The sequence below is a fragment of the uncultured Pontibacter sp. genome (assembly GCF_947502515.1).
Lineage (GTDB): Bacteria > Bacteroidota > Bacteroidia > Cytophagales > Hymenobacteraceae > Pontibacter.
In genome coordinates, this window is sequence record NZ_CANNAI010000003.1 from 205,557 (window position 1) to 226,220 (window position 20,664).

The 20,664-nt window shown below is 50.5% G+C and carries 20 protein-coding genes and 1 pseudogene; 10 read left to right on the forward strand and 11 right to left on the reverse strand.

The window, feature by feature from the left end; genetic code table 11:
* Positions 1 to 182: 182 nt before the first annotated feature.
* Complete coding sequence (locus Q1A54_RS10065) at positions 183 to 1,448, reverse strand: putative DNA modification/repair radical SAM protein (RefSeq protein WP_007656299.1); 1,266 nt, start codon at positions 1,446 to 1,448, stop codon at positions 183 to 185.
* A 284-nt stretch (positions 1,449 to 1,732) separates the two neighbouring features.
* Between Q1A54_RS10065 and Q1A54_RS10070 the strand changes: the two genes are divergently transcribed.
* The 6 genes from Q1A54_RS10070 to Q1A54_RS10095 all read left to right on the forward strand — a co-directional run bounded on the left by Q1A54_RS10070 (position 1,733) and on the right by Q1A54_RS10095 (position 7,588).
* Complete coding sequence (locus tag Q1A54_RS10070; RefSeq protein ID WP_299987270.1) at positions 1,733 to 3,577, forward strand: hypothetical protein; 1,845 nt, start codon at positions 1,733 to 1,735, stop codon at positions 3,575 to 3,577.
* Between the two features lie 64 nt (positions 3,578 to 3,641).
* On the forward strand, positions 3,642 to 4,256 hold the full coding sequence (locus Q1A54_RS10075; RefSeq protein ID WP_299987273.1) for a DNA starvation/stationary phase protection protein: 615 nt from the start codon (positions 3,642 to 3,644) through the stop codon (positions 4,254 to 4,256).
* A 223-nt stretch (positions 4,257 to 4,479) separates the two neighbouring features.
* Positions 4,480 to 5,331: a S1-like domain-containing RNA-binding protein gene (locus Q1A54_RS10080; RefSeq protein WP_299987278.1), complete on the forward strand. Its 852-nt coding sequence runs from the start codon at positions 4,480 to 4,482 to the stop codon at positions 5,329 to 5,331.
* 145 nt (positions 5,332 to 5,476) lie between these two features.
* Positions 5,477 to 6,142, forward strand: a complete 666-nt coding sequence (locus tag Q1A54_RS10085) for an oxidoreductase (protein WP_299987281.1) — start codon at positions 5,477 to 5,479, stop codon at positions 6,140 to 6,142.
* A 50-nt stretch (positions 6,143 to 6,192) separates the two neighbouring features.
* A complete protein-coding gene (locus Q1A54_RS10090) occupies positions 6,193 to 6,963 on the forward strand; it encodes a methyltransferase domain-containing protein (RefSeq protein ID WP_299987284.1) in 771 nt (256 codons plus the stop codon).
* A gap of 124 nt (positions 6,964 to 7,087) precedes the next feature.
* Positions 7,088 to 7,588, forward strand: coding sequence for a hypothetical protein (locus Q1A54_RS10095; protein WP_196117457.1), 501 nt, complete (start codon positions 7,088 to 7,090; stop codon positions 7,586 to 7,588).
* 120 nt (positions 7,589 to 7,708) lie between these two features.
* Here the strand turns inward: Q1A54_RS10095 and Q1A54_RS10100 are convergent, their stop codons facing one another.
* The 7 genes from Q1A54_RS10100 to cmk form a co-directional block, all read right to left on the reverse strand.
* Positions 7,709 to 8,650: a succinylglutamate desuccinylase/aspartoacylase family protein gene (locus Q1A54_RS10100; RefSeq protein WP_196117455.1), complete on the reverse strand. Its 942-nt coding sequence runs from the start codon at positions 8,648 to 8,650 to the stop codon at positions 7,709 to 7,711.
* Between the two features lies 1 nt (position 8,651).
* Entirely contained in the window at positions 8,652 to 9,554 is a 903-nt protein-coding gene (gene rimK, locus Q1A54_RS10105; protein WP_007656282.1) for a 30S ribosomal protein S6--L-glutamate ligase, read from the reverse strand.
* Positions 9,555 to 9,559: 5 nt separating this feature from the next.
* Positions 9,560 to 10,045: a RimK/LysX family protein gene (locus tag Q1A54_RS10110; protein ID WP_299987290.1), complete on the reverse strand. Its 486-nt coding sequence runs from the start codon at positions 10,043 to 10,045 to the stop codon at positions 9,560 to 9,562.
* Positions 10,046 to 10,103: 58 nt separating this feature from the next.
* On the reverse strand, positions 10,104 to 10,943 hold the full coding sequence (locus tag Q1A54_RS10115; protein ID WP_299987293.1) for an alpha/beta hydrolase: 840 nt from the start codon (positions 10,941 to 10,943) through the stop codon (positions 10,104 to 10,106).
* A 114-nt stretch (positions 10,944 to 11,057) separates the two neighbouring features.
* A complete protein-coding gene (locus tag Q1A54_RS10120; protein ID WP_007656277.1) occupies positions 11,058 to 11,600 on the reverse strand; it encodes a DUF502 domain-containing protein in 543 nt (180 codons plus the stop codon).
* 87 nt (positions 11,601 to 11,687) lie between these two features.
* Positions 11,688 to 12,572: a 4-hydroxy-3-methylbut-2-enyl diphosphate reductase gene (locus Q1A54_RS10125; RefSeq protein WP_299987296.1), complete on the reverse strand. Its 885-nt coding sequence runs from the start codon at positions 12,570 to 12,572 to the stop codon at positions 11,688 to 11,690.
* A gap of 12 nt (positions 12,573 to 12,584) precedes the next feature.
* Positions 12,585 to 13,286 carry a (d)CMP kinase gene (gene cmk / locus Q1A54_RS10130; RefSeq protein WP_299987299.1) on the reverse strand — a complete coding sequence of 234 codons (702 nt, stop codon included), beginning with the start codon at positions 13,284 to 13,286 and terminating at the stop codon, positions 12,585 to 12,587.
* Between the two features lie 259 nt (positions 13,287 to 13,545).
* Here cmk and ade point away from each other — a divergent pair, with 259 nt between their 5' ends.
* Positions 13,546 to 15,180, forward strand: coding sequence for an adenine deaminase (ade, locus tag Q1A54_RS10135; RefSeq protein ID WP_299987302.1), 1,635 nt, complete (start codon positions 13,546 to 13,548; stop codon positions 15,178 to 15,180).
* 20 nt (positions 15,181 to 15,200) lie between these two features.
* Positions 15,201 to 16,076 carry a sulfite exporter TauE/SafE family protein gene (locus Q1A54_RS10140; RefSeq protein WP_230392118.1) on the forward strand — a complete coding sequence of 292 codons (876 nt, stop codon included), beginning with the start codon at positions 15,201 to 15,203 and terminating at the stop codon, positions 16,074 to 16,076.
* Positions 16,077 to 16,238: 162 nt separating this feature from the next.
* Here the strand turns inward: Q1A54_RS10140 and Q1A54_RS10145 are convergent, their stop codons facing one another.
* Positions 16,239 to 16,676, reverse strand: a complete 438-nt coding sequence (locus tag Q1A54_RS10145) for a response regulator (RefSeq protein ID WP_040574137.1) — start codon at positions 16,674 to 16,676, stop codon at positions 16,239 to 16,241.
* A 175-nt stretch (positions 16,677 to 16,851) separates the two neighbouring features.
* Positions 16,852 to 17,835: pseudogene (locus Q1A54_RS10150) on the reverse strand (pyridoxal-phosphate dependent enzyme); the annotation flags it as partial.
* 224 nt (positions 17,836 to 18,059) lie between these two features.
* Between Q1A54_RS10150 and sucD the strand changes: the two are divergent.
* Positions 18,060 to 18,953: a succinate--CoA ligase subunit alpha gene (sucD, locus tag Q1A54_RS10155; RefSeq protein ID WP_007659826.1), complete on the forward strand. Its 894-nt coding sequence runs from the start codon at positions 18,060 to 18,062 to the stop codon at positions 18,951 to 18,953.
* A gap of 82 nt (positions 18,954 to 19,035) precedes the next feature.
* Here sucD and Q1A54_RS10160 read toward each other — a convergent pair whose 3' ends face one another.
* Positions 19,036 to 19,983, reverse strand: coding sequence for a hydrogen peroxide-inducible genes activator (locus Q1A54_RS10160; RefSeq protein ID WP_299987307.1), 948 nt, complete (start codon positions 19,981 to 19,983; stop codon positions 19,036 to 19,038).
* Positions 19,984 to 20,185: 202 nt separating this feature from the next.
* On the opposite strand from Q1A54_RS10160, the gene Q1A54_RS10165 reads away from it, so the two are divergent.
* Entirely contained in the window at positions 20,186 to 20,659 is a 474-nt protein-coding gene (locus tag Q1A54_RS10165) for a Dps family protein (protein WP_196117441.1), read from the forward strand.
* Positions 20,660 to 20,664: the final 5 nt, after the last annotated feature.

A 20,664-nucleotide genomic window follows, 5' to 3' on the forward strand; every position in this document is an offset into this window, starting at 1 on the left:
TGGAAGAAAGGCTCTGCAGGTGAGGTACCAGCATATTGAGTTTGCAGCAGCAGGATACACGGGCAACTTTAGTAGAATTTCTCATCGTCTTATGAATGGTTTGAAATGATGTATGATCTGTTTTGTTACACAATTCTGTCTTATGATCTTCTCTCCCCTCTTCCATGTCACACTTTTTATTTTTAGCCTACCTGCCGAAACAAGTCCAGCTGCTGCGTAAGTAATGCACTTCGCACAGAGCCCTCGCCAAACAGGATGCGGCGGCGTAGCTGCTCTGAGTCAAAGTCCTGCCGCTGCAGGCTCTTGGTCTGGCAGGTGATAAAATATTTGGCCCGCTTCAGCACCACGCCCATTTGGCGCAAGTGGTCAAAGTGCAGCGGTGCAAACCGCCGGGCTGATATTATTTTCTTAGCCGACTTCACTCCAATGCCCGGCACACGCAGGATCATTTCGTAGTCGGCAGTGTTGATCTCCACCGGAAAGAAATGGCGGTTGCGCAGCGCCCAGCCCAGCTTTGGGTCTATGTCCAGGTCCAGATTCGGATTCGCCTCATCCAGTATCTCCTTCACATCAAAACCATAAAAGCGCATCAGCCAATCAGCCTGGTAAATGCGGTTCTCCCGGATGATCGGCGGTTCCGTGATAATCGACAGCCTGCTATCTGTGCTCACCGGCACGTAGCCCGAGTAGTAAACCCGCTTCAGGCTATACCCTTTGTAAAGCTGGTCCGACAGCTGCAGAATCTGGCGGTCGCTCTCGGCAGTGGCCCCCACGATCAGCTGCGTGCTCTGCCCGGCCGGCGCAAACTTCGGCGTCGCCTTGAACAGTTTGCTTTCTTCTTTCGCTTGCACTAGTTGGTTCTTGATCGAGTCCATCGGCAAAAGAATCTCAGCGTAGTTCTTCTCCGGCGCCAGACTTTGCAGGCTTTGCTCTGAAGGCAGCTCAATGTTCACACTCAGGCGGTCGGCATACAGGCCAGCTTCTTTGATCAACTCGTCACTCGCACCAGGTATGGTTTTGAGGTGGATATAACCGTTGAACTTCTCTTCCTGCCGCAGCTTTTTAGCCACTCGTACAAGTCGCTCCATAGTATAGTCAGCATCTTTGAAGATGCCTGAGCTCAGAAACAGACCCTCGATGTAGTTGCGACGATAGAAGTTGATAGTCAAATCCACTACTTCCTGCACCGTAAAAGCGGCTCGCTGCACATCGTTGCTTTTGCGTGTCACACAGTAGGCGCAATCGTAAATGCAGAAATTAGTCAGCAGGATCTTCAGCAAGGAAACGCAGCGACCGTCTTCGGTATAGCTGTGGCAAATACCCATGCCTTCTGCGTTACCCAGCCCCTTGTTCTCGTTCTTGCGTTTTCCGCCGCTCGACGAACAGGAAACATCGTACTTGGCAGCATCTGCTAATATTTTTAGCTTACCTATTACTTTATCATTCATTTTCGCCTCTTCTATCTGCTTGACGGTTATAAAATTACAAAAACCTTAGCACAAACCCCAATTTTATTAGCAATAATATTTATCAACACGCTATCCACATCCAAACAATGCTAACATGATTAGCAGAGGCAGTTTTCCTGATTTCAGCCTGAAATTTTCCACATAGAGCTGAAAAGACTATATTAGGAGGTTGTACCGTACAAACACATACAACAAACAGTAAGCGCCCCTATACTTCCATGGCTTTTCCACGTTCGCCCTTTTTATGCTGTATGTTAGCCTGCATGCTGGGAGCATGGCTGCTGGCTGGCGATGTGCGGGCGCAGGAAATACCGACCCGTAAGGATACCGTCGCGGCACCAGCCGATACCACAAAGCAGAAGTTCGACGAGCGCGTGATGAGTAACCTGCGGGAAATCTCACAACGCAAGACCATTATGGGTAAGCTGCTAAAAGCCATATTGGTTTTCGACCGGCGTGATGAGGAGGTATTGGGACTGGATGCTGAGCTGATCCAGCGCGAGTACGAACGGCACAACTATAAGGTAGTGCGCCACATCAACATCATGACACTCGACGCACTGGGCTATTCCATACACGACACAACACGGGTGCCGCGCAGCTTTCTGGAAAAGGCTGGCAACTCACTGCACGTCAAAACTCGCCGGCACCTGGTCCGCAACAAACTACTCTTCCAGCGGATGGAGCCGCTGGAGCCGCTGGCACTGGTCGAGTCGGAGCGTCTACTGCGCCAGACCGACTATCTGCTCGATGCCCGTATCATCGTGGACGAGCGCACCACCACCGAAGACAGTGTGGATGTACTGGTCATCTCCAAAGACATTTTCAGCCTGGGCGGATCTGGCTCCTATACCCCATCATCGGGCTCGGGCAGGGTCGCCTTGCGTGAGCTCAACTTCCTGGGGCTCGGCCATCAGATTCGCGGATCTTACCGTTTCAACATGAACGCGCCCCGGTCCTGGGAGACTACCGCAGGGTACACGGTGGAGAACATCGGCAACACTTACATCACAGCCGACATCAATTATTTCGATCAGAATTTCTACAAAGAGCGCAGTGCCTACCTGCGTCGTGACTTCTTTGCCACCAACACCCGCTACGCCGGGGCCGTCGGAGCCAGCAAGATAGACGAGCAACTGCTGCTGCCGCCGGTGCCGGAGGACACGATACAGCGCTTCGCCGAGGTGGGCTACCACCGGCAGGACTTATGGCTGGGCCGCTCATTCAAGTTCAAGAGCTACAACCTGGGCTTTGAACCACGCGGACGATTGATTACGGCACTGCGGGTCATCAACACAAATTTTTATACCAAGCCTACCGAGAATTTTCAGGACAATGTGCTAGGAATCGCCAGTCTGGGTTACAGTGTGCGCCGCTATTACAAAGACCGCTACCTGTATGGCTTTGGCCGAACAGAGGACGTGCCCGCCGGCACGCTGGCATCTGTATCGTACGGCTACGAGCGGGGCGACTTGTTCAACCGGCGCTATTTCGGCCTGGACCTTTCTTTTGCCCGCTATAACAAAGAAGCCGGCTACCTGTACAGCCGCGCCGGCTATGGCTCCTTTATAAGAGACGGCAAATGGGAACAGGGCATGCTGGAGCTGGAATCGCTGTACTTTACGCGACTTTATGAAAACGGCAACTGGAAGCTGCGCCACTTTATACTTGGCCGAAGCACCATTGGCATCAATCGTAACCCCGAGGAGCTGCTCTCTATTAACAACGAAGAGGGTCTGCGCGGCTTTCGTTCGGGTTTGCTGCGGGGCAACCGCCGCGTCGTAATTAATTACGAAGCCAATCTCTATACCCCTTTCAAACTATTTGGCTTCCGATTGGCCACACTGGTTTTTGCGGATGTGGCCTGGCTCTCTTATGGCAACAGCAGCTCCCCTTTCAAGAGCACGCCTTACCCCGGTTTCGGAGCAGGCATACGCTTCCGCAACGAGTACCTGTCTTTCAGCACGATCCAGATTTTAGTAGGCTACTATCCGAAAATCCCGCCTAACGAGAACTTCAACAACCTGCGCATATACGAGTCGTCCCGCTCCTACTACGACTTCGAAGACTTCCGCTTCACACAGCCTGGCATAGCCGAGTTCAGGTAAATCTTTCTGTATCTTTTTGAGCTGATCGGGGTACAAAGGCAGAGTAATTTAATAAACCCTGAACATGGAAAAGCTAAGAGAAAAATCAGAATATGAAGGCAACCCGGTTGGGCTGTCCAAAACTACGGCGACTGCAATGGCCAACGAACTGGACCGCCACCTGTCGTCGTTTATCACCCTGTACAACCAGTATCACAAGCACCACTGGATGGTGGAAGGCCCGCAATTCCGCGACCTACACCTATTCTTTGAGGAGCACTATACCCAGATTCACGAACAGTACGATGCCATTGCCGAGCGCCTCACTGTGATGGGCTACTGCCCTACCTGCCACCCGGCGAAACAGCTGGAACTCTCCTATATCGCGCACGAGGAAGAAGGTGTGTTCCGAATCCGGGAGATGCTCAAAAAAGACATGGAGGACGAAAAGACGATTGCCGTGGAGTTGCGCAAATCCATCAAGAAAGCCTTTGAACAAGAAGACTTCGCGACCAAGTCTCTATTAGAGGGCATACTTCTCAAAACTGAAGACCGCTGCCACCACATCGAGCACTTCCTGGGCGAAGACGGCTTGTCTATCGGACTGATCGCGAAGCCAGATGATATCATGGAGGAAGACGGTGAGCCAGCCAAAGGACAGAATGGCAAAGCCAAAACTACGAAGAAGGCAAACGCTTAATTTATAACCCGACTATACCTTATAGAACAGGCAGTCCATGTAGGCTGCCTGTTTTTTTATCTAAGTCAGGTCTGAACACATTTATTCCCCTGTCTTCAGCCAAGCATCTTTTGTATCCTTTTGCCCCTCCCTTCAAGTATAAGGGGAACAGCCGAAACCGGAAGGCTATACCTGCAATGGTTTCACTATATTTGCAACATTCTATACTTACTACAACAGCACCATGGTAGATCTTGGCAATTACAACGAACTGGAGATAGCGCGTGAAGTGGACTTCGGCGTATACCTGACCTCTGAAGACGGCGACATTCTGTTGCCACGCAAATACATTCCGGAGGGGGCCAAGGTAGGCGACAAGGTACGCGTGTTTGTGTACCGCGACTCCGAAGACCGTGTGATTGCCACCAATCTGACACCTTACGCCACCGTACGCGAGTTTGCCTGCCTGATGTGCAAAGACAGCACTGACTTTGGTGCTTTTCTGGACTGGGGCTTGGAGAAAGACCTGCTTGTGCCGCTGCACAACCAGAAAGAAAAGATGCGAACCGGACGCAAATACTGCGTGTATGTATACCTGGACGATACCTCTGACCGCATCGTGGGCACGACCAAACTTGGCAAGTACCTGCATAACGACGAGGCCCCTAACGAGCTGACCGAGAACGAAGAAGTGGAGCTGCTGGTAGCCGGCTTCACTGAGATCGGCATCAAGGTAATCATCAATAACCGCTACATGGGTATGCTCTACAAGAATGAAGTGTTCAAGGAGCTATACATGGGCGACAAGCTGAAAGGTTATATCAAGACCATCCGACCAGACAGTAAAATAGACGTGACCCTGCGCAAGCCCGGCACCACCGGATTGAGCGAATCGAATGAGGCGGCGGATAAAGTAATGGAAGTGCTAGAGGCGGCTAAAGGCTATTTACCTTTGTCTGACAAAAGCAGCCCAGACGAGGTATACCGCATGCTGGGTATGAGCAAGAAGGTGTTCAAAAAGGCTATTGGCGGCTTGTACAAAGAAGGCAAGATCGAGATCGACACAGACCATATCCGGTTGAAAGGCGAGGAATAAGTCGCGCTGTAACTTACAGGACAACTACGCGATTCGAGCTGAATTCACAACAAAAACGGCCCTAAAAGGATTATTTACAGGAAAGCACCGCATTTTTTAACCAATGTGGCGGGCATTCACGTAATTCAGCGAAACGTAAACCTACATGCACCGAACCCGAACCGCACTGATTGCCGGCGCCAGCGGCCTGGTAGGCAGTCACTTGCTGCTTATGCTGCTGCAAAGCGACCGCTACAGTCAGGTAATTTCCGTTGGCCGTCGCGAACTCGCCATCATTCACCCCAAGCTCGACCAACAGATAGTCGACTTCGATAACCTCAAGAAAAGCGCATCTGAACTGGCCGCCGACGACGTGTTCTGCTGCCTAGGCACCACCATCAAAAAAGCCGGCACCAAAAAGGCCTTCTACAAAGTAGACCATACCTATGTCACGCAGCTGGCCGAGATCACGCTGCGCCGTAACGCCACACAGTTCCTGGTTGTGTCGGCCATGGGCGCCGATGCCAGCTCCCGCATTTTCTACAACCGTGTGAAAGGCGAAATGGAACGGGATATTCAGGCTTTGGGCTTTACTTCGCTACATATTTTCAGACCGGCACTCCTGCTGGGAGAGCGTGAAGAGCACCGCACTGGCGAAGAGATCAGCGCCAGGATTATGAAGCCGCTCTCTATGCTGATGATCGGCCCAATGCGCAAATACCGCCCCATTAAAGCTGAAACAGTGGCCAGCGCCATGCTGCGTGCCGCTGCGCAAGACCAGAAAGGCGACAAGGTATACCTGTCCGACGAAATAGAGCGACTGGGCCGCTAACCCTCCCTATACCTGCCCCGTAAGCTGCAAGGCAACTTATACCTATACCTATGCCTAACAGAAGCTTGCGCCGTGCATTCCCAAAAGCCTCACAGTATGACCCGAAGTGGGTGCGCAAGCACTCTATGGGCGAGAACGTGCTCTTCAACCTCGAGAGCCTGACCAAGTCTCTCCACCTCAAGCCCGGTATGCGGGTGCTCGACCTCGGCTGCGGCAAGGCCATCAGCTCTATCTTTCTGGCCATGGAGTTCGGGGTTACCGTTTGGGCCGTAGACGAAGCCGTGTCTGCCAGCGACAACTACGAGCGCATCTGTGCCGAAGGTTGTGAAGACAAAGTGTTTCCGCTTGAAATGGAAGCTCGTTCGCTCCCCTTTCCTGAGGAATATTTCGATGCCGTAATCGTCGTGGATTCCTATACCTATTTTGGCACTGACGAGAAGTACCTGCCCTATATTGCCCGCTTTATAAAGCCTGAAGGCCATATCGCCATTGTGGATGTTTGCTTCACCACCGAGATCGAGAGCCGCGATCAGGTACCCGAATTCCTACAAGAAGATTATCAGAACTATTGGTACTTTATTCATACCATTGACTGGTGGCGCAGACTCTGGGAGAAGACCGGACTTGTAGAAATAGAAGCTGCTGCCGAACTGTCAGAGGCAGGCCTGGTACGGGAACAATACATTAAGGACTATCAAAACTCCGAGGAAGCAGATGCCTTTGCTAAAGCCCTAGAGCACGACAAAGATAAGTTTATCACGTTTTTTAAGCTTATTGGCAGACGAACATCCAAAACAGCTTACCTGCAGTCTTACAAATGACAGCGGTAATTTTTTTGTTCAAATTGCAATTATTAATTTTTTCAAACGCAAGAAGTTATATTTTTGCACCCGCCAGCTGGACATACCTGTCTGGCAAGCCAGATATAACTTTTTCAATAGAACAATGAAAACATTTCTTCGCGTAGGATTCGCCATGGCTTTGGTGATGACGCTTGCTTTCGGTGCACAGGCACAGGAGTACAGTACAGGTATAGGCTTCAGAGGTGGTGTAGCTTCTGGTCTTACTATAAAGCATTTTATTAAAAGCGACGCCGCAATTGAAGGCATTCTGAGTACAGGTTTCCGCCACAGAGGCGCTGTTGTTACAGTACTTTATGAAAAACATGCACCTGCCTTCAATGCAAAAGGCCTGCAGTGGTACTATGGCCTGGGTGGCCACATTGGCTTTTACGAAGGCCGTTATTACTACTACTATGACAAGCACAGACGCGACAGATACTATGATGACAACATTGTAGGTTTTGGTATTGATGGCGTATTAGGCCTGGAATATTACATCCGCGACATTCCGTTTACGATCGGTGCTGATATCAAGCCGTATATCAACATCCCGCATGGCCGTGGCTTCTGGGATTCTGCCCTGCACGTTCGTTACGTATTCTAAGAACTGAAAAGCCTCTTAACATAAAGCGCCCGCTACTGCTTAGTAGCGGGCGCTTTTGTTCTTATACGGTTCTGAAACGATCAGCTGCTTATCACACAGGTCACATCTGAGTAGCTATACCTAAAAGGCGATGTGCATCAAAGCATCGCCCTGGTTCACCACAGGCATATTGTTGAGCCCTACCACATAGCCGGCTGCCGGCGCATTCAGGCGTACTTCCATTTCACCATAAGGGTCGGTAATGGTACCTACTATCTGGCCTTTTTTCACATAGCCACCCTCCGCTACATTGCTACGGAACAGGCCCGCATTTTTGGCGCGCACCCAAATGTCTTTCATGCAAATTGTGGTCGGCTCTGTAGGTGAAGGAGCAGCATTGCCCATACCCAAGTGGTGCATCAGGCGCAGAGTACCTTCTATCCCCGTAGCTATACCTCTTTCGTCGAAACGAAGTGACTCACCAGTTTCATATACCAGAATGTGCTTGCCTAGTTTAGCAGCTTCCTTGCGGAGTGAGCCCTGCCGGTAAGAGGCGTTAAGCGTAAAGGGCGCGGCAAAGGCCTCTGCCAGCTGCTGATTCTTCGGCTCGGCCAGCACGCAGCGAATCTGCGGATAGTTGCCTCTGCTAGAGCCACCTGTATGGAAATCCACACCATAGTCAATATAAGGCATAACCTCTTTCATAAAGCGATGCGCCACACGACTGGCCAGCGAGCCTTCTTTGTTACCCGGAAAACTTCGATTTACATCTTTTCCATCAGGCACATCGCGTGAGAAGTTCAGGAAACCGTAGATGTTCAGGATCGGTACTGCAATGATGGTACCCTTGAGCGGGTACAGCATCTTTTTGGTGATCATGCGGCGGATGATCTCTGTGCCGTTCACTTCGTCTCCGTGCATACCTGCCATCAGCAGGAGCACCGGCCCGTCGTGTACGGAGCGGAACACATAAACAGGAATATCGATGACGGTACCACTGGGAAGTTTGGAGATGACAAGTCGGGTCAATACTTTCTCTCCACGGTCTATACTTACACCGTTGATCTTAATCGTTTCGGGCATGCTATTCTTTCACTCTTTTGGAGACTTTCTTCTGAACTAGTCCCTCCACATACTCAATTATTTTAGCTGCTATGTCTTTATTTGTGGCTTTTTCTATACCCTGAAGCCCTGGCGAGGAGTTCACTTCCAGAATCAGCGGTCCGCGCTTGGACTGCAGCATGTCTACGCCCGCTATACCTAAGCCCAGCGACTTGGCAGCGAGCAAAGCCGCGGCTTTCTCCTGGCGGGTCAGTTTGACCAGGGTAGCATTGCCGCCACGGTGCAGGTTAGAGCGGAACTCGCCCTCCTTACCCTGGCGCTTCATGGCACCTACCACTTCGCCGTTTACCACAAAAGCGCGGATGTCAGCACCTGCCGCCTCAGAAATAAACTCCTGCACGATAATACGGGCCTTTAGATTGTGAAATGCCTCGATTACAGACTCTGCTGCCTTTTTAGTCTCGGCCAGCACCACGCCCAGGCCCTGCGTACCTTCCAGCAATTTGATCACCAAAGGGGCACCGCCTACTTCTTTCACCAGCATCGATGTTTCTTTGGAGTAGTTCGTGAAAGCTGTTTTCGGCATACCCAGCCCAGCCCGAGACAGGATTTGGCTGCTGCGCAGTTTGTCGCGGGAGCGCACGATGCTCTGAGAGTCTACAGCGCTCTTCACTTTCATCATCTCAAACTGACGCACCACGGCCGTGCCGTAAAAAGTAACTGAGGCACCGATTCGCGGAATGATGGCGTCGATATCAGTTAAGCGTTCTCCCTTGTAGAGGATGTGCGGGTCGCCCTGCTCAATCACAAGGTCGCAGCGCAGGTGGTCCAGCACCACCACTTCGTGGCCACGCTGCTGGGCAGCTTCCACCAGGCGGCGGGTAGAGTACAACTTAGAGTTGCGAGAGAGAATCGCTATCTTCATAAAAACTATTTATTCTTCTTTTGTTTGTTGTTGAATTTGAGTGAGACGTTTTTACGGGAAACGTCCACAATAAACCGGCCTTTGAGCAGTTTCCGACCAATCAGCACCGGGTACTTCATATCGCTTCGATCCGAAAGTGAGAACTCCGCCTCGATCAGTTCATCGAAAAACTTGATTTTGGTCTTGATGACGTACCGCTCCTGCACATCCCCAAACGAGTTACGGATATCACGCAGGCTGTAGTCAGAAAACGTCAGTTTTTTGTGATTGTACTGCGGGTGCGACGGGTCTAATAAGTCCAGACAGATCACTTTAGTTCCGTCAGCGCGGGTCTCCTCATGAATATCCGAGCAGTGGATCGCGGAGGTGTAAGCACCGGAGTCGATCTTGGCCTCTATCTCGTCAATATCCAGTTCAGGAAAGGCCACCATCTCGCGCCTGCCGATGATCTTTTTCTCTGGTTTGGGCTTTTTTAGGTTCTCCTCTTTCATCAAGGGCCAATTTAAGCATTATGCTTTACGTACGACAATTTGGAGAAAGGAATGGGCATTAAATTTTTGGAGGTGGTACAACGCCGGTCTTTTTTGCGTGCAGCAACTCGGCAACCTCCTGCAACAGGTGCGAATGCCCGGCTTTGAGCACAACAAGCTCGCCTTTGCGCAAAGCTTTAATAAACACACTCACCCGCTTCGGCGAGATAATCTGATCGAACTCACCAAGAAACATGGTAACCGGCACCTGCTTGTGGTTGAGCAGCCGCACGATCTCGCGGATGTCGAAGTTGAGCTCGCGGAAGCCAATCCAGCTGCGGTATACCCGCAGGCGTTTTTCGGTGCTGTCCATCTGGAAGCGGGCGAAGCGCACGAGGCTTTTGTGGATCATGTTATACCGGTTGAGCACATTAAGCAACCGGAAGAATGGCTCCGGCTTAAGTACGGTGCGTTTAAACAGCTGCTGCAGCCAGCCCGGATAGGTAGCAATATTGTACCAGAAGCTAGTCTTAATGCCGTCCGGTGCGATCAGGAAAAGCTCGTCGATGCGCTCCGGGAAGCGCTCCACTAGCGTAAGTGCAAATTTGCCTCCCATGCTGAAGCCCATCAGAGAGAAATGATCTATCTTTTCCTTTTTGAGAAATAAGCTGATCAACTCCTGCAAGAAATCCTTGTCGAGCGGCATGTTCTCCTTGTGCAAGGTACTCTGCCCATGAAAGAAAAGGTCGAAGGCGTAGATGGTATAGTCGCTGCCCAGCGCATGACCCATGGGCAGGTAGTAGCTGCTGCTCTGGCCGTAGCCATGAAAAGCCAGCAAGGGCTGTGTTCCCTCCCCCAGCACCCTGTAGTGAAGCTTCGTACCGTTATGTATGATGTAAGGCATTCTGAATTTTGTCATCCCCTTTAACTTATTCGGCATGCATACAAATAAGATACACAAAAGGGCCTTTAAATTTCGAGATATTTCGTGAGCGCTCTACTGCTAGCTATGAAAGGTATAGCGATTAGCTTGTCACAGCCGTGACACGCCACCTGACACAATGAACTTCATCACGTCGCTGCTGGGTAGGTCAAGGTATACAACGTTACGCTTGGGTACCACAAAGAGCTCACCCGAGAAGTTATAAGAGTGCGGAAAATACACGGCTACGCGGTCTTCAACATTCACTGAACTCAAAGCATCCTGCGTTACAAAGCCGAACTTCAGGTTATCAGACTCTTCTGACATCTTCACCATAACAGGCTTGTTGAATTTCTGATTGTCGCCCACAAAGGCGTCGAACAGGTCCTTGATGCTGGAGTAGACGATGCCCACCAGCGGCACTTTGTTAAACCAACGCCCCGTGATGACAATGAATGGCTTTACAAAGAAAGAGGAGCTGATAAAACCGATCAGAGTAAGGAGCACAAACATCAGGAATATACCTAATCCGGGTATCCCTAAGTCGAACATGCTATTCAGCCAGTCGATAATGGCCACGATGATCCATACCGTAATGGTGAAAGGTGCTACAATAAGTAGACCGTTCAAAAAATAGCGTAAAATGCGTCTCATGTCTGCTGGTGCTTAAAAAAATAGGCCTTGCCGAAGCAAAGCCTAAATGTAGCTAAAAAGCCACTATTTTGTAGTATAGGGCTATACCTATACTGTTTCAAAGTCAAATTTTTTGATACTGTCAGCTACTTGCTGCATCAGCCACATGGGCGTGGAAGTAGCACCGCATATACCTACGCTCTCCGCATTGGCAAACCAATCTTTCTCAAGCTCCTCCTCGTTCTCCACAAAGTAGCTGTTCGGGTTGTGCTGCTTGCACACGCTGTAGAGCGCCTTTCCATTGGAGCTTTTTTTGCCACTCACAAAGATGATCACGTCGTGCTCCACAGAGAACTTAGTGAGTTGCGGCTCGCGGTTCGACACCTGACGACAGATGCTGTCGTTGGCGTTTAAAGCGGTGCTGTCCTGATTGGCCTGCTGCAAGCGTTCCTCGATTAGTGACTTGATATGGTAAAAGCCTTTGGTGCTTTTGGTTGTCTGGCTAAAGAGGGTCACGGGACGGGTAAAGTCGATCTTGTCGAGGTCCTCTTCTGTCGTCACGATAATGGCCGCATCGCCTGTCTGGCCCGCCAGTCCGATCACCTCGGCATGGCCCACCTGACCGTAAATCACGATCTGTCCGCCTTTCGACTTATCGGCATCAAAAGCGTGCTTCACGCGGTTCTGCAGTTTGAGTACTACCGGGCAGGAAGCATCGATCAGTTCAATGTTGTTTTCTAAGGCTGTTTTGTAAGTCTCCGGCGGTTCGCCATGGGCTCTGATCAGCACTTTGGTGTCGCGCAGTTCTTTGAGCTGTTCGCGGTCGATGATGCGAAGCCCTTTTTCATAAAGCCGCTTCACTTCCATGCTGTTGTGCACGATATCACCAAGACAATAGAGCTCTTCGCAGTTCTCCATTTCATCCTCCGCCATCTGAATGGCGAATTCCACACCAAAGCAATAACCGGAATTCTTGTCTATCGTTACGTTCATCTCTTCTTTCCTCTATTCCTGCAAAGCATAATCACTGTTGAAGATACGGGAAGTTACTTTATTAAGCACAAACTCTACCTGCTCATCAATGGTCATGTGCGACGTGTCCAGTAAAAAGGCATCGTCGGCACGGCGCAGCGGACTCTCGGCTCGGGTCGAGTCGATCAGGTCGCGCTTGAGCAGATTTTCCTTTATCTCACCGAGGTTGATCAGCTGTTTTTTAGCCAACAGTTCATCCTGACGGCGCTTGGCGCGGGTGTCCACGTCGGCTGTCATAAAGATCTTTACTTCTGCATCAGGGAACACAGCTGTACCAATATCACGACCATCCATCACCACACCGCGTTTCTTTCCCATTTTCTGCTGTTGGGCCACCATGGCGCGACGCACTTCCTTTACGACACTTACCTCACTCACCTGATTGGAGATGTACATCTTGCGAATCTCGTCTTCCACATTCAGCCCATTGAGGAATACTTCGTTTCTTTTGGCCTTTGGGTTATAATGAAACGCGATATCTATTTTATCCAGTGCGTCCTTCACCTCCTTGGGGTTGGTGAGGCTCACGTGGTGCTCCAGAAAATAAAGCGTAACCGCACGGTACATAGCCCCGGTATCGATATAAGCGTAGCCCAGTTCGGCAGCCACCAGTTTGGCCGTTGTACTTTTACCGCACGAGGAGTAGCCATCTATGGCGATTACAATTTTTTTCATGGTAAGCTCTCAGAAATTAATTCGAATCACAAGGGCAGGGCACATTGCCGCGCTTGCTCTTTTTCATGTAGGAAGCCGTCTTTTTCTGCTGTGGTGTTTTAGCTGTGCAACCCGCCAGAGTGCCGGAGGACAAAACACATGCAACGATCAGGTATGAAATTATCTTTCTCAAAACGACTTAATTTAACGCAAATATAAAGTAATTTACGGGTTCAATCCCCATCAGCGGGCATTTTATATCAACAAGACAGTCCTACCCATGCATAGCTCCTACACCATCAGCGGACGCATCATCGACCTGCACCAGCAAGAGATTTTTGAGGGAACGGTCCATGTGTCAAACGGCCGCATTTCTAAAATAGTTCGTGAGGCCACCGCCTCTTCCAGTTATATTTTACCGGGCTTTGTGGACGCCCACGTGCACGTGGAAAGTTCCATGCTCGTACCTTCCGAATTTGCCCGGCTGGCTGTGCCGCACGGCACTGTGGCCACCGTATCGGACCCGCACGAGATCGGCAACGTGCTGGGTATAGCCGGTGTGGAGTATATGGTGGAAAACGGGAAGAAGGTGCCATTTAAGTTTTACTTCGGAGCTCCCTCCTGCGTACCTGCCACCCCTTTCGAAACAGCCGGAGCTGAGATAACGGCCGCCGACATCGAAACCTTGTTTCAGCGCGACGAGATCAAGTACCTGGCCGAGATGATGAACTGGCCCGGTGTGCTACACCGCGACCCGGTAGTGATGGAGAAAATCGAGTTGGCTAAGAAATATGGCAAAGCTGTGGATGGACACGCACCCGGTTTGCGCGGTGAGCAGGCGGCGCTTTACGCATCGGCTGGCATCACCACCGACCACGAGTGTTTTACAGCTGAAGAGGCACTCGACAAGCTCGCTGTAGGTATGAAGATATTGATCCGCGAAGGCAGTGCCGCCAAAAACTTCGAGGCGCTTATACCTCTACTCGCCACCCACCCGGACAGCATTATGTTCTGCTCCGACGACAAGCACCCCGACAACCTCGTGGAAGGGCATCTGAACCTGCTCGTGAAGCGGGCCCTCGCCAAAGGCCACGACCTGTTCCATGTGCTGCGTGCCGCTTGCCTCAACCCGGTGAAGCACTACAAGCTGGAGGTCGGACTGCTCCGTGAAGGAGATCCTGCTGACTTCATCTTGGTAAACAACCTGGACGATTTTATAATCGAAGCCACCTACATCAATGGTGAAAAAGTAGCAGAGAACGGCAAATCGAACATCGCTTTTACACCGAGCGAAGAGATCAACAACTTCAACACTGAGCCCAAAACATCGGAGCAATTCCGACTGCCAGCCAACAGCACCAGCAAAATCCGGGTAATCGAGGCTTTTGACGGCCAGCTGATTACGCATCAGGTATGGGCTGATCCGAAAATCGAGAATGGTTTTATACAGTCAGATGTGGCGCAGGATGTGCTGAAGATTACCGTTGTGAACCGCTACGAGAACGCCGAACCGGCCGTGGCTTTCATCAAGAATGTAGGTATACAACGGGGTGCCATTGCTTCCTCCGTAGGTCACGACTCGCACAATATCATTGCGGTGGGGGTCGATGACGAAAGCATTGCCCGCGCCGTGAACCTGATCATCAGCGCCAAAGGCGGTGTGGCGGCTGTAGACGGTGACAACGAGCAGCTGCTGCCGCTGCCGGTAGCGGGCATTATGTCAGCGGCCGATGGCTACGAAGTAGCTAATGCGTACTCGGCCATCGACCGCATGAGCAAAGAGATGGGCAGCAAACTGGCTTCTCCTTTCATGACGCTCTCGTTTATGGCATTGCTCGTTATACCTTCGCTCAAACTCAGTGACAAAGGATTGTTTAACGGTGATGACTTTAAATTCGTACCTGTAGCTGAATAGTATACCTTGCCACAAAAGGTATGATACCACGGCCCTACGGGGCTTCGCAAATGGAGGAATTTATCATCTTTCTGGTCGGTGCGCTCGTGAGCGGGTTTGGCACCATTATCGGTTTCGGGGGAGGCGTGTTCATGGTGCCGATCCTGATCATCTTTTTCGGATACAACATCGAGATCGCCATCGGGGCCACTATGTCGGCACTTGTGCCGGCTTCCATCATTGCCTCTGTCTTCAACCTCCGCGACCGGAGCATCGACTACCTGGTAGGTTCGCTCATTCAGTTTCCAGCGGTAGTGGGCACGGTGCTGGGTGCCTTTATGGTAGCCTTTTTACCCGTAACAGAGCTCCAGGTGATTTTTGCGCTCTTTGTAGTGACCGTGGGAATCTTTATGGTGAAGCCCCAGCAAAAAGAAAAGCATATTCGCCACTCCGGCATGATGTACCGAATCCGCCGCGTGCCGACTTCCTTTATCCGGAAGAACAGAGCCAAGCACCTGGCTTACCGGCTCAATGGCGGTGTTGTAGGGGTTTTTGGGTTTGCTTCAGGTATAATAGCCGGCCTCTTCGGTATAGGAGGCGGTTTCCTGCAAACTCCCATGATGATCAAACTGTTCCGGATACCACCTCAGATCGCCACTTCCACCTCTCTATTCATTCTGGTTATCACAAGCTTCACCGGCTTTATCAGCCACTACCTGCTAGGCAACGTGATCTGGAGCCGCAGCCTGCCGCTTATGGCAGCCTTTGCCCTTGGGGCCATCGGCGGAAACATGCTCAAGAAGCGACAGGGCAAAATGCAGGATATCGAAAAGCTGATCGGCATCGGTCTGCTGCTGGCAGGTTTAGGTGTTATTCTGAACCTGCTGATCAAGTCCAATTTCGGCTTTTCGTTTTAGGTATAGCACAGAGCCCTATTTCAGCAGTTATTCATACTTAGAAACAGGCATTCACTACCACACCAATTGTGATACTTTCCTATCCTCCTAAAGCAGAAAGAGCCGATGCGTTTGCCTGTTCACAGGCAAACGCATCGGCTCTTCTTTGTAACATTGCTTTTTCTATGCCTCCTGTTTCGCGGAGCTAAAGTGCTTATCGATCAGATTCTTTACTTTATCCGCCGTAAGGGGCTTTGTCAGATATTCTGCTGAATACTTCTGAGCTGCATCCGTATCCTGTGGATGGGTAGAGGTAGTCAGTACGGCCAGTATAATGTTCTTTCTGAACTCCGGGTTCAACCGCTCATACAGGTCCAGCATTTCAAATCCATCCATCACCGGCATGCTGATGTCCAGGAATATCAATTCCGGCTGAAAATAATTCCCATCCGTCTGCTCGTAGTTGTTGTTACTCACATTGTACAGATAGTCAAATGCCTGCTTGCCGTTCACAAACGTGCGTATATTATCGGTCACCTGCATTCGCTCCAGCAAACGTTGGTTCAGGAAATTTGTGGTGTCGTCGTCGTCAATAAGAAGAACGCCTGATAATTTTTTCATAAATACACTATACCCAGCTTGTAATAATACGCAAGCTGTCTATTCCAAGCTGACGTTTCTGAGAAGATGAAATAATACGGTACCCGAGGCTATGTATTTACCGCAGCACAAGGTACACAATTGAAAGCCTGAAACAAATTCTAAACTTCCAATTTCGTTATAACCAGATTGTTTAGTCGATATAGCCCTGCGAGCGCATCCACTCGTCGTTGTAGATCTTGCCCAGGTAGCGGGTACCATGGTCAGGCAGCAATACAACGATGACATCGTCCTCTGTCAGGTTGTTTTCGCGGGCGTATTCTAATGCTCCGTACACGGCTGTACCGCTCGACCAGCCTACAAAAAGGCCTTCTTCATTGGCCAGGCGGCGGGTCATCACTGCACCATCTTTGTCAGTCACCTTCACAAAAGTATCGATCACGTCAAAGTCCACATTCTTAGGAAGGATGTCTTCGCCTATACCTTCGGTGGCATAAGAGTAGATCTCGTTCTCATCAAATATGCCGGTTTCTTTGTACTTCTTGAAAACCGAACCATACGTATCTATACCTACAGTGGCCAACTCCGGCTTACGCTCCTTCAGGTAACGCGAAATACCAGTTACGGTACCGCCTGTGCCTACACCTGTGATGAAGTGCGTCACTTTGCCCTCAGTCTGTTCCCAAATCTCAGGACCAGTGCTCTCATAGTGCGCTTTCCAGTTTGAGAGGTTGTCGTACTGGTTTGGGTAGAACGAGTTTGGAATCTCTTCATTGAGGCGCTTTGCCACTGAATAGTATGAATCCGGATGGTCAGGAGACACATTGGTAGGGCACACTCTTACCTCAGCGCCAACAGCACGCAGAATGTCCATCTTCTCCTTACTCTGCTTGTCAGCCAGCGTAAAGATGCACTTGTAGCCTTTGGCGATCGCCGCTAGTGCCAGGCCCATGCCTGTATTACCGGAAGTACCTTCTATGATGGTGCCGCCCGGCTTCAGGATGCCTGCTTTCTCGGCGTCTTCGATCATTCTGATCGCCATGCGGTCTTTCACAGAGTTGCCAGGGTTCATGTACTCTACTTTGGCCAGCACTGTAGCCTTAATGCCATCAGTTACGTTGTTAAGCTTTACTAAGGGAGTGTTACCGATTGCCTCGGTTATATGATTCAGGTATTTCATTTAGATGCTTTTTTGAGATACGGGTGCAAAGGTACGTAATTATAATCATAGTTGACAGGTATAGCTGTCTGCCTTTCGTACAACAGTGGGCATACCTATTCCCGTTCCGCCGGGCTGATTTTGAGCCTATATTAGGTTTAACTATTTTTTGGAAGGGCCACAAAAAAGGCTATTTTTGCACTACCTTATTTTAGACCATCATTCATCAACTTAATAAGATACACATGAGTGTTTTAGTAAATAAAGATTCGAAAGTGATCGTGCAGGGCTTCACTGGCTCAGAAGGCTCGTTCCACGCCTCTCAGATGATCGAGTACGGCACCAACGTAGTGGGTGGTGTTACACCGGGCAAAGGTGGCAACAATCACCTCGACCTGCCTGTTTTCAACACAGTGGAAGAAGCTGTAAAGAGAACCGGTGCTGATGTTTCTATCATCTTCGTGCCACCGGCTTTCGCTGCTGACGCGATCATGGAAGCTGCTGACGCGGGCATCAAAGTAATCGTTGCGATCACAGAAGGCATTCCTGTAAAAGACATGGTGATGGCCAAAAACTACCTGAAAGGCAAAGATGTGACACTGATCGGTCCTAACTGCCCGGGTGTGATCACGCCAGGTGAGGCGAAAGTTGGTATCATGCCAGGTTTCGTGTTCAAGCCAGGCCGTATCGGTATCGTGTCAAAGTCAGGCACTTTGACGTACGAGGCTGCAGACCAGATCGTGAAGGCTGGCCTTGGTGTATCTACTGCCATCGGTATCGGAGGTGACCCGATCATCGGAACACCAACCAAAGACGCTGTACAGCTGCTGATGGAAGACCCTGAGACAGACGCGATCGTAATGATTGGTGAGATCGGTGGTAACTACGAGGCTATGGCTGCGAAGTATATCAGCGAAACTGGTAACAAGAAGCCGGTAGTTGGTTTCATCGCGGGTCAGACTGCTCCTGCTGGTCGTCGTATGGGCCACGCTGGTGCAATCGTAGGTGGTGCTGATGATACAGCTGCCGCTAAAATGAAGATCATGCGTGAGAACGGTATCCACGTAGTAGATTCTCCTGCTGAGATCGGTGCTACGATGGTAGAGGTGCTGAAAAGCGCTGGCATGATCAACGCTTAATTTGATTTGCTATACCTGTCTGCAGGTATAAACATAGAAACGGGCTGCTTCGAAAGAGGCAGCCCGTTTTTTTTCTACTCTTCTAACTCCCCTTCACTCCCACCACCTGCTCTTTCTTGCGGTTGCGGATGTGTTCAGGTATAGCCGCTACGATTTCCTGCTGCAGGGCTTCGATCAGTTTCTTTTTCAGGAAGCTGCGGTGCACGACCAGACTCACCTCCCGCTGTGGCTGTGGTTCCTGGAATGTATGAACCAGCGCCTGTTTCTCTTCAGGTATATCCAGCACCGAAAGCTCCGGCAACAAGGTGAGGCCACGTTGTGTCTCCACAATCCGCTTAAGCGTTTCCAGCGATCCGCTCTTGTAATCCAGATGCCCTGCGCCGCTTAGGCCGCTCCCAGACCGGTTGCAGATATTGAGCACCTGACTCCTGAAACAGTGTCCTTCGTTCAGGACCCACAGCTCGTCCAGATCAAGTTGCTCCGGGCTAATGGCTTTGATTTGGGCCAGCGGATGGGCTGGGTTAATGTACGCTACAAAAGCCTCGTAGAACAGGGGAAGCTCTCTGATAGACTTATCCTCCAGTGGCGTCACCAGCAGTCCTACGTCCAACAATTCATAGTTTAGCTTCTGCACGATCTCCTCCGTTAGCAGTTCCTGCACCACCAGCCGCACATCGGGGTACTTCTCCATAAAGCTGGTCACGAAAAGCGGGATCAGGTAGGGAGCAAGGGTCGGTATCACGCCCACCCGCAACTCGCCGCTCAGTTCCTGCTTCTGGTTTTGCACAATCTCTTTGATCTTCTTTGCCTCAGCCACCACAATGCGTGCCTGGGCTATAACTTCTTTACCCAGCTCGGTCGGGCGCACGGGTACTCTGCTTCTATCAAAGAGCTGTACTCCTAACTCCTCTTCCAGCTTCTGCAGCTGCATGCTTAGGGTGGGCTGCGTGACAAAGCAATGCTCCGCTGCCGTGGCAAAATGGCGGTGTGTATCTACTGCCAAAAGGTATTCCAATTGTACCAGTGTCATGTCAATAACCGTATAGGGGTAATATAAATGTACGTTGTAGTATACGCCTTCTGCTCCCGGCTGTCCTTATATCCAAATGTCGCAACACCCCGCTAAGTTATAGAACATAACTATATATCCATAGATATAATTGATTTGATTGATAACCTAACAGGCAATATATTTGTATATACAAACAATGAAAGATAAAACGCAAAAGACTATGAATAAGCTAACGAATATCGGATTGGAAAAACAAGACTCAGTAGAGATTGCTGACAAGCTGAACGAGCTCTTGGCCAACTACCACATTTACTATCAGAACCTGCGCGGTTTCCACTGGAACATCAAAGGTATACACTTCTTCCAGTTGCACGCCAAGTATGAAGAGCTGTACAACAGCGCTTTGGCTCGGATTGATGCCTTGGCAGAGCGTATCCTGACCATCGGACAGAAACCGCTGCATACCTTCTCGGACTACCTTCGTGTGTCCAGCATTCAGGAGACATCAAACCTGAGCGGTGACAAGGAGACTGTGGAGGCCACGCATCAGAACCTGTCCGTGATCGTGAACCTGGAGCGCGAGATACTGGCGATGGCTGCAGAGCGCGACGACGAGGGTACGGTGGCACTCGTGAGTGAAGATATCAACGAAAACGAAAAGACGCTTTGGATGCTAAGAGCCTTCCTGAGTTAAGATAA

Excerpts from the sequence above, each read along its gene's own strand:
- Q1A54_RS10125 (WP_299987296.1), bottom strand. The coding sequence starts at position 12,572 with ATGAACGTAACGATAGACAAGAATTCCGGTTATTGCTTTGGTGTGGAA.
- Q1A54_RS10080 (WP_299987278.1), top strand. The coding sequence starts at position 4,480 with ATGGTAGATCTTGGCAATTACAACGAACTGGAGATAGCGCGTGAAGTG.
- sucD (WP_007659826.1), top strand. The coding sequence starts at position 18,060 with ATGAGTGTTTTAGTAAATAAAGATTCGAAAGTGATCGTGCAGGGCTTC.
- Q1A54_RS10095 (WP_196117457.1), top strand. The coding sequence starts at position 7,088 with ATGAAAACATTTCTTCGCGTAGGATTCGCCATGGCTTTGGTGATGACG.
- Q1A54_RS10065 (WP_007656299.1), bottom strand. The coding sequence starts at position 1,448 with ATGAATGATAAAGTAATAGGTAAGCTAAAAATATTAGCAGATGCTGCC.
- Q1A54_RS10140 (WP_230392118.1), top strand. The coding sequence starts at position 15,201 with ATGATACCACGGCCCTACGGGGCTTCGCAAATGGAGGAATTTATCATC.
- ade (WP_299987302.1), top strand. The coding sequence starts at position 13,546 with ATGCATAGCTCCTACACCATCAGCGGACGCATCATCGACCTGCACCAG.
- cmk (WP_299987299.1), bottom strand. The coding sequence starts at position 13,286 with ATGAAAAAAATTGTAATCGCCATAGATGGCTACTCCTCGTGCGGTAAA.
- Q1A54_RS10120 (WP_007656277.1), bottom strand. The coding sequence starts at position 11,600 with ATGAGACGCATTTTACGCTATTTTTTGAACGGTCTACTTATTGTAGCA.
- rimK (WP_007656282.1), bottom strand. The coding sequence starts at position 9,554 with ATGAAGATAGCGATTCTCTCTCGCAACTCTAAGTTGTACTCTACCCGC.
- Q1A54_RS10070 (WP_299987270.1), top strand. The coding sequence starts at position 1,733 with ATGCTGGGAGCATGGCTGCTGGCTGGCGATGTGCGGGCGCAGGAAATA.
- Q1A54_RS10165 (WP_196117441.1), top strand. The coding sequence starts at position 20,186 with ATGAATAAGCTAACGAATATCGGATTGGAAAAACAAGACTCAGTAGAG.
- Q1A54_RS10145 (WP_040574137.1), bottom strand. The coding sequence starts at position 16,676 with ATGAAAAAATTATCAGGCGTTCTTCTTATTGACGACGACGACACCACA.
- Q1A54_RS10160 (WP_299987307.1), bottom strand. The coding sequence starts at position 19,983 with ATGACACTGGTACAATTGGAATACCTTTTGGCAGTAGATACACACCGC.
- Q1A54_RS10110 (WP_299987290.1), bottom strand. The coding sequence starts at position 10,045 with ATGAAAGAGGAGAACCTAAAAAAGCCCAAACCAGAGAAAAAGATCATC.
- Q1A54_RS10100 (WP_196117455.1), bottom strand. The coding sequence starts at position 8,650 with ATGCCCGAAACGATTAAGATCAACGGTGTAAGTATAGACCGTGGAGAG.
- Q1A54_RS10115 (WP_299987293.1), bottom strand. The coding sequence starts at position 10,943 with ATGACAAAATTCAGAATGCCTTACATCATACATAACGGTACGAAGCTT.
- Q1A54_RS10090 (WP_299987284.1), top strand. The coding sequence starts at position 6,193 with ATGCCTAACAGAAGCTTGCGCCGTGCATTCCCAAAAGCCTCACAGTAT.
- Q1A54_RS10075 (WP_299987273.1), top strand. The coding sequence starts at position 3,642 with ATGGAAAAGCTAAGAGAAAAATCAGAATATGAAGGCAACCCGGTTGGG.
- Q1A54_RS10085 (WP_299987281.1), top strand. The coding sequence starts at position 5,477 with ATGCACCGAACCCGAACCGCACTGATTGCCGGCGCCAGCGGCCTGGTA.